The sequence below is a fragment of the Rhodococcus sp. 14C212 genome, assembly GCF_011058195.1.
GTDB lineage: Bacteria > Actinomycetota > Actinomycetes > Mycobacteriales > Mycobacteriaceae > Rhodococcus > Rhodococcus aetherivorans.
The window spans coordinates 1-7,220 of record NZ_JAALEH010000160.1 but is presented as its reverse complement, the minus strand read 5'-3'; the positions used below and the strand labels follow the sequence as shown (position 1 = coordinate 7,220).

Sequence of the window (7,220 nt, the reverse complement as noted above, 5' to 3'; positions counted from 1 at the left end):
GTCCGGGCGGGTCGCTTGTCGACCCGGGGTTCCACGACGCGCCGGCAGGGGGATGGCGGGTCGTGGCAGCTGGGCCGGCCGAGGCAACAGCCACGGTTGTGCAACCTTCAACTAGATTTACGGCACTCGGTGCCGAAAATCAAGGTCTAGACGGAGCGGCTGGTGTAACGACCACCAGCAGAGGCGGGCGTCCTCCGGAGTCGTCCCGCGAACGGGTGCAGGCCACGGCGATCGACCTGTTCCTCGACCGGGGGTACGCCGAGACCTCGATCGCGGACATCGCCGCCGCCGGGATCGGCAAGACCACGTTCTTTCGGTACTATCCCGGCGCGTCGTGTTCAGATGTGAAGCCTGAGATCAGATTTCGTTTTCCGCGGCTGTGTGAGAGTCTGTGATTCACTCGAATCGTCAGGAAGGGTTCCGAACTGATGGCACAGACCGCTCGCGATCGCCGCTACTCGCATTCCGAGTCGATCCGCATCGATGCCACCCCGCAGCAGGTATGGGATGTGGTGACCCGGATCGAACGAACAGGTGAGTGGAGTCCGATCTGTCGCGCTGCGTGGTGGAAGGCGCCGGCGACCGGTCTCGAGGTCGGCGCCTGGTTCTGTGGTCGGAACGAGGCAGACGGCAGGATCTGGGAGACGGAGTCGCTGGTGGTCGCGGCGGAGGAACCGGTCGAGTTCACCTGGCTGGTGATGGGTAACGCCGTCCGCTGGAGTTACACCCTGACGCCCGAGGGGGACGGCACCTCGCTCACCGAATCGTGGGCCGTCCAGCCGGAGGGTTTCCAGGCATTCGAGAAGATGTTCGGGAAGGACGCGGACGCTCAACTCGAGGTGCGACGTGATGCGGCCCTGTCCGGGATTCCCGCAACCTTGAAAGCAATCAAGCGGATCGTTGAAGATTCCCGTTCACCTGCGCTGATCCGATCCTGAGCCCCCCGCGAGTCGCCTGTCCTGGACGGCGTGTCGAGGCCGCCACCGGGGGAATGCCGCGATCGACGCGGACTGCACCCCCGCGTCGACGTCGTCCTCGATCACCGCCTCGATTGAGGTAGGACTCGGTCGGTGTTGTCCGGGTCCGTGCGGCGTGCGCGTACCCCGGATCCGCGATGCGGTCCACGGTGGTCGTTCCACGGTGGTGCCCGGGTAGGCAACGAGAGCATCCATGTCGGTCCTCGGTGCGCCGCGGGTGCCTCTCCCATGGTCCTCGGGTGGTGCCGGGTCAAGGGTGCCCTGCGCGGAAATGAGGTGCGTGATCGGTCCCTCGGATGCGGATCTGTACCGGCACCTGATGATCGCGTTGACCGAGAACAACCCGTTCGCCGCCTCGGTCTACGTCTACGACGAAGACGAATACGCCCGGATGCGAATGCGGGTCACCGAGGACGGCACAGCAGGGGTCGCGCTCAAAGGCGATGAAGTCGTCTCCGTATTCGCTCACCAAGACGGGGCGCATCCCGGCGTGGCCCAGTCGATGCTGCGGCAGGCCACCGCGCTCGGCGGCCAACGGTTGGACTGCTTCGACACGGTCTTGCCCAAGCTCTACGCCGCCACCGGATTCGTGCCCGTCGCACGCCTGGCCTGGAACGACAACTACGCGCCGGACGGCTGCAGCTACAAGACATATCACTTCTACCACAGCGGTCGGCCGGACGTGGTGTTCATGGCGTACAACCCGAGTGCGGTCGGCGCACTCCATGAACGCGGTGCGGGGGAGTACGTCACCGACTACGACGAGGGCCTCGCCAAGGTCGAGGCGTACCAAGCCGCTTCAGTCGGGAAGTGAGTCGGTCTCAACTGACCGCTATCTGCCCGGTGCCTACGCGACGCGCCGATGTGCCCTATGGATGGCTCCGTTTGTCTACGTGGAGGGTCCGGCGATCAGCAAGGCGAAGACCGAAGACGCCCGAAAGGAGACGGTGCGAAAAACCCTATTTGTACACCGTCGCCCGCGAAACCCAAGCCCGAACCCGGTGGCATCCAAAGCGCCACTCGTATTCGCTGCCGTCGAGGGCCTGCCGAGGGCGGTCGGCGCGAGCGTCGACGGCCCATTCTTTGCGGAAATCAGCCATCTCCTGCGGTATCTTGAGAGCCGTATGTGCGCGTCGCGATGTCTGCCTCGACGCTTCATCTCAGTGTCCGTCGAGGAATCGCCTGTCGACGGCACGTGAAAACTGAACACGGTATGGCATCTCAATTTTGACCCCCTGTCCACCGATCCTGGCTTGAGTCGAGCCAGGAGGGACGAAGGGATGTTGTCCGTGGAAGATTGGGCCGAGATTCGTCGTCTGCATCGCAGCGAACGGTTGCCGATCAAGGCGATCGCCCGGGTGATGGGGATTTCCCGCAACACCGTCCGCTCGGCGCTGGCCGCCGACGGTCCTCCGAAATACCAGCGAGCCAAGGCAGGCTCGATCGTCGACCCGTTCGAACCCCGCATCTGGGAGCTGCTGGCACAGTTCCCACGATGCCGGCGACGGTGATTGCCGAACGGATCGGCTGGGACCACTCGATCCGGGTGCACATCATGCGGTTGAGTGGGAGCCGGACCGACTACGACTGGCGCGGCTCTCCTGCGGCGGTGGCCGCGCCTGCAGCACAGTGGCTCGGGCCGCCTTCCGCGACCCGGGCATCGTGTGGGTGCCCGACCACCTGCTGCAGGTTGGCCCCGCTGCTGAAGAACGTGCCGATGTTCAAGGAATACAAGAGAACTGGGCTCTCGGGCCGCCTGCACGACGCGGGTGCTACTGGGCACGATACTCATCACCGCGACGTCCCGCACGGCGGGGCTGCTGGTCAGGGTCGTCCCCACCTCGGTGTCCTCTCCGGGGGCCGCGCCTGGTCTCGGTGTCGGAAACGGGCGTAGCGGTCCATTCGGTGGCGTCGGGGTTGGTGAGGTCGCGGCGGTCGGCGGCGACGCGGTCGAGCTCGGCGAGCAGCATGGTCGCGGGGGCAGTGGATGCGGAGCGCTGCGCGAAATCGCCCCAGGACGTCCGTGACGGGGCGTTGCTGATCCGGTGGATGTGCTCGATGCGGCCGGCGATGGCCTGTGCTGACTCGTCGTCGGCCCGCGAGGCCGGGGTGGTCAGGTGCTCGCGCTGGTCTCGTGGTGCTGCCCGCCGGGCGTAGGAAACACGCCCTGGACGAGCGCGACCGACGGTAGCGGCCACCTTCGTCGGTAGTCGTGTCGGGACTGCCGGGCCTCGATCCGTTCAGTGCCCCATGCGGCCGCCGGAGGCGGCTGGCACCCGTCCAGAATCCGCGCTCCACGGCGTCTCCCGCGCCTACCATTGAGGCCAGTTCGGCGCGGAGAGGATGTGTGCAATGACTACGAATCCGACGGAGCCGTACCGTATCGGCGCTGCAACCACCGCTTCCGCACTCACGTCCCGGTCGCAACAGCGTCGACCGGTCGGATATTCGAAACCGGTTCTCCGGGTGTTTCCGCCCACGAGCGAGAGAACCGCCAAAGTCGCGATGTTGACCGTGTACGCGTTGATGGCGATCACCATCGCTTTCATCGCCCTGCACGAGGCAGGCTTTGTCGTCTAGCGGCTTCCTTCCGGGCGGACGGAGGGCAACGATCTCTTCACCCTCGGACAGATATCTGGCTGACCCTGATGTCCAGGCAAGATACGGAGGCTTTGGCCGCAGCACCCTGCTTCCCACCCTGGTAGCCCTGCCCAGTCGTGTTCTGCGGATCAGGGAGGGGACGGCGTTCGGTTCTGCGTATCGCCCCGGCGGCGACGAGGTGCTGGCCAGATCTGCCGCCGTCCTCGCGTGGTCTTCGGGGATCGGTTTCGGGCTGCCGGGGCTTTACGCGATCGTGCACCTGGTTCGGCACGGCGAGATCGCCACGTTCCTGGGGTATCCGACCTATGGCCACGGTGTGTTCGAGAACCGGTGCGGGATCAGCACCACCGTTCCGTTGCTGTCGGCGTTCGTGGGGGTCTGCGTCGCCGAGTGTGGTGCCGGGGCGTTGCTGTGGCGGCAGCGCCGGGCCGGCGCGGCTGTGGCGTTGGTGCTGCTTCCGGTCGAGACCGTGTTCTGGGTCGGGTTCTCCCTGCCCTACGGACCGGTCGCCGCCGCTGCCCGAACGGTCCTGGTGCTGCGGCATCGGCGGCGGGTGCTCGGACGGGCCCGGAAGCCGGCCTGACGCGCACCCGACCGGTGTCTGCATCGTCTCGGCGGGGGCGGTGTTCCGCCCGCTCGATCGACGCGACTTCGGCGGTGCCCCGAACGGGCCGGTTCGGCCGAGCGCGATACCGGGGCCGTCGTAGCGGCGGGATGATCGTGGTGATGGTGTTCGGAGTGCGTGCCGTGGCGGGGGCGGGCGACGGTTGCGGCGGTGGGCATCTGAAGCTGCTTCTGCCGTTGGGGGGCTGAGTCGTTGCAGCACGTCACTTATGAGCCGGAGCCGAGATTTATCGGCAGGTGCCCATTGCTTGCTTCGCGGGGAAGAAGCTGCGGTTTACCGCGGTAAATCGGTGTGCCCTGGGGTGAGGCGATCCTCGACGTGGGTCCGGTCGGGTGAAGTCGAGGCTTGCATCAGGTGGAGCCGTATGGCCGATCCTGGAGTGCGACGTCTCGATGGTGTGACCAGGTGGACACGGATCCGGGCTGCGCTCCCCGGCCGTGGCGGGCGTAGCGCTGCCGACCGCAGGGAGACGGCAAGGTCGTCGCCTCCAGAATGTATGGGTCAAGGTATGGGGAAACATATGTATTTGCGCATGGGGGATTGTGTGGTCACCCGAGCCCGACTGACCACGCAGGGGAAGGGCCCGTCAACGCGCGGCTAGGCACAGCCGAGCCCGTCGCGTATCGGGTGGGCGTACTCGACGGAGCGCTGTCGACAGAGACGTTGTGGTGAGCACTGCAGGTGGAGTCCAGGCCTTCCTGTTATCGACGGTGATCTTGGAAGATCGTGGGGAGCAGGACGTGGAGATGACAGCTGGATCAGGAGGAATGCGATGACCTTGACGACTGTGCAGCGTGCCAACGCCCGCCTGCTCTGGCAGAACTACCAGGACTCCGGCAGTGGCAACCTGTCGCGTGAGACGGTGCAGGAAATGGTGGCGCTGTATCCGCTGCTGCTCGAGGCACTGGATGCAGCCGACACCGAATCACAGCGCCTGTTCGACGCGGCACAGTTCGCGCAACGGCGTGCCGAGCGTGCCGAGGACCAGCTCGACGGGGTGCGGAACTATCTGAATCTCCACGCGCACGTCACCGGGGACGACACCGGGGAGGCTGGGCGGTTGCTCGACGATATCCGGCGCCTCGTCGACGAACCGGATGCGCAGTGAGCATTTCCGGTGAGTGAGCATTCCCGGGAGGGGGCGCATCGGTGAGTACGGCGGGCACCGGAGTGCCCACGCGGCCACTCGCCGGCTCGGTGGATCCATGGTCCGCGACGAGACTGCTGCCTATCGGCGGGCTGGGCGGAAGTCGCTGAAGAGTTGCTGATGGATCGCTTCGGTGTAGGTGGGGCCGTCGGGGTGCGGGCGCGAGGGTCGGTGCGCGGCCGAACCGGAGGCGTCATATCGGGCCGGGGACGGGCGGGTGTTGCGCGCGGGCGATGTTGTGCCGCCCGGGTGGCCGGTGTGTCGCGGTTGCTGCCTGGCGCGTCCGGTCTGACGGTAGGTGCCGGGAGTGGTCATGGCGTCCCAATCCATGTCGAGTGTGTGCGGGCCGGTGATGTCCGATGAGTGCTTCGAAGTCCCGCGATGGCGGTGGCGTAGTGCGTGGGGGCAGGGTAAGCCCCCTGTGGTGCGGCGTCGTGAGCGCGGGTGCGAGGGGCGCATCGGCACGTGCTGGGTCGACCGCCCCCGGTGATTGCAACGCATGTGGGGTCGGTGAGGTGTGGACGCCCCGCGGTGCGGGGCGTCGGTGAGGGTGTCCGTGTGTAGGGCCGGACAGGAGAGTGCGGACAGTGGGTGTCTGAAGTGCGGCCGACGCGGCCCGGGGGCCTGCGCGGTGGAGTTACTCGGCGAGGGTGGTCAGCGGTGGGCCGCTTCGAACTGGTCGATCACGTGCTGCGGGATGCGTCCGCGGTCGGAGACTTGGTAGCCGTGGGTCTTGGCCCAGGCGCGGATGGCGGCGAGCTGTTCTTTGGTGCCGGCGACGGTTTTGCGGCGCTTGCGGGTGCCGGTGGTGGGGGGTCGCCGGGTTGCGTCGCGCTTTTGGCGTTGGGCGATGGTGATCCAGTGGGTGAGGTCTTGACGGAAGGCGTCGGCGTTGGCCGGCCGCAGGTCGAGTTCGTAGGTGACTCCGTCGACGGTGAATTCGAAGGTTTGCGCCAGGCCGTCGTCGATCGGCTTGCCGTCGAGATCGTCGTAATAGGTGACAATGGTGCGTAGTGCCACAATCGGATCCTTTCCTATTCATCGTATCCACTTGTCACCGTATCGATATCCGATTCTCTTACTCAAACCGCCGGTGACAGTGCACATCCTGGATCCTGTCAGGGTGCCGTACGGGCGGGAGAAGAGACGTCGGTGTCGACAGGGACGAGTGGACTGTCCACGATATTAGCCCAATCGGGCCTCGGCGTGTGGTTTGTCCGATGTGGTGATGCACGCACTGTACATTCCGGTCGGTTCGGTGTGCCGCGCCGGCGAGACCGGAGTATGGGATCGGGCAGTGGGGAGTGCGCGGCGGCACTGGGCGAGCATCGCGGCGCGGTGCTCGGCGCTCGCGATCATCTGGTGCTGACGGTGGCGTGTGGCAGCGCGTTCGGCGTGCTCGCGCAGGCGCTGCTTCCGGGCGGTGTAGGCGTGTTCGGTGGGGGAGGGGCCGGTCCAGTCGATCTGGTGCAGGCGCCAGGCGAGGTAGCCGGTGGGGGAATGCAAGTCGCTGGTGGTGGGCCAGGTCCAGTTGCGGGCGACGGTGTCGCGGGTGAGGTGGTGGGCGATGTCGCGGCCGCTCCAGCGGTTGGTGTCGATGCCGGCGCGTGTGAGCACGTCGCAGATCGTGCCGATGTGGTGGTGCGGGGTCAAGGCCGGGGCCGCGGCGATGAGGGCGGCGGCGGTGCGTTGCAGGCTGATCGGCCGCGGCTGTGATCGGGCTGTGGTGTGAGTGCGCGCGCGTGCGCGTTGGTGAGTACTTCCAGACGAAAGATGAAGTTCTTGAACAGAAGAACCAGGGGATAGGGTGTCACGCCTGCTGGCCTGGGGACGCGCCGACGCGGTGCCGGCCGGGGTGGTGGTGTGGGGG

General features: G+C 66.5%; 9 protein-coding genes and 1 pseudogene. 7 read left to right on the top strand and 3 right to left on the bottom strand.

Going from position 1 to position 7,220, the window contains the following annotated elements:
• From G6038_RS31735 to G6038_RS29945, 4 genes and pseudogenes are all read left to right on the top strand, one after another.
• The coding region (locus G6038_RS31735) for a TetR family transcriptional regulator (RefSeq protein WP_240918866.1) at nucleotides 1-395 on the top strand (395 nt) is incomplete at its 5' end.
• Between the two features lie 33 nt (nucleotides 396-428).
• Nucleotides 429-938 (top strand): SRPBCC family protein, encoded by a 510-nt coding sequence (locus tag G6038_RS29955; RefSeq protein WP_165042453.1) that lies wholly within the window; start codon nucleotides 429-431, stop codon nucleotides 936-938.
• 358 nt (nucleotides 939-1,296) lie between these two features.
• Nucleotides 1,297-1,791 (top strand): hypothetical protein, encoded by a 495-nt coding sequence (locus G6038_RS29950; protein ID WP_165042451.1) that lies wholly within the window; start codon nucleotides 1,297-1,299, stop codon nucleotides 1,789-1,791.
• Between the two features lie 466 nt (nucleotides 1,792-2,257).
• Nucleotides 2,258-2,508 (top strand): annotated as a pseudogene (locus G6038_RS29945) (helix-turn-helix domain-containing protein); the annotation flags it as partial.
• A 241-nt stretch (nucleotides 2,509-2,749) separates the two neighbouring features.
• Here the strand turns inward: G6038_RS29945 and G6038_RS29940 are convergent.
• Complete coding sequence (locus G6038_RS29940) at nucleotides 2,750-3,175, bottom strand: hypothetical protein (RefSeq protein WP_165042443.1); 426 nt, start codon at nucleotides 3,173-3,175, stop codon at nucleotides 2,750-2,752.
• Nucleotides 3,176-3,329: 154 nt separating this feature from the next.
• On the opposite strand from G6038_RS29940, the gene G6038_RS29935 reads away from it, so the two are divergent.
• The 3 genes from G6038_RS29935 (at nucleotide 3,330) to G6038_RS29925 (ending at nucleotide 5,311) form a co-directional block, all read left to right on the top strand.
• Nucleotides 3,330-3,557 (top strand): hypothetical protein, encoded by a 228-nt coding sequence (locus G6038_RS29935; RefSeq protein ID WP_165042449.1) that lies wholly within the window; start codon nucleotides 3,330-3,332, stop codon nucleotides 3,555-3,557.
• Nucleotides 3,558-3,756: 199 nt separating this feature from the next.
• Nucleotides 3,757-4,161, top strand: a complete 405-nt coding sequence (locus G6038_RS29930) for a hypothetical protein (protein WP_165042447.1) — start codon at nucleotides 3,757-3,759, stop codon at nucleotides 4,159-4,161.
• Between the two features lie 814 nt (nucleotides 4,162-4,975).
• Nucleotides 4,976-5,311, top strand: coding sequence for a hypothetical protein (locus G6038_RS29925; RefSeq protein WP_006935832.1), 336 nt, complete (start codon nucleotides 4,976-4,978; stop codon nucleotides 5,309-5,311).
• Nucleotides 5,312-6,004: 693 nt separating this feature from the next.
• On the opposite strand, the gene G6038_RS29920 is transcribed toward G6038_RS29925, so the two are convergent.
• The gene (locus G6038_RS29920; protein ID WP_165042445.1) at nucleotides 6,005-6,370 is read right to left on the bottom strand and encodes an Lsr2 family protein; all 366 of its coding nucleotides are present in this window, start codon (nucleotides 6,368-6,370) and stop codon (nucleotides 6,005-6,007) included.
• Between the two features lie 165 nt (nucleotides 6,371-6,535).
• Complete coding sequence (locus G6038_RS31730) at nucleotides 6,536-6,967, bottom strand: hypothetical protein (protein ID WP_240918865.1); 432 nt, start codon at nucleotides 6,965-6,967, stop codon at nucleotides 6,536-6,538.
• Nucleotides 6,968-7,220 lie beyond the last annotated feature (253 nt).

Bases quoted from the DNA above. Each gene is read 5' to 3' on its own strand.
- G6038_RS29950 (WP_165042451.1), top strand. From the start codon at position 1,297: ATGATCGCGTTGACCGAGAACAACCCGTTCGCCGCCTCGGTCTACGTC.
- G6038_RS29955 (WP_165042453.1), top strand. From the start codon at position 429: ATGGCACAGACCGCTCGCGATCGCCGCTACTCGCATTCCGAGTCGATC.
- G6038_RS29925 (WP_006935832.1), top strand. From the start codon at position 4,976: ATGACCTTGACGACTGTGCAGCGTGCCAACGCCCGCCTGCTCTGGCAG.
- G6038_RS29935 (WP_165042449.1), top strand. From the start codon at position 3,330: ATGACTACGAATCCGACGGAGCCGTACCGTATCGGCGCTGCAACCACC.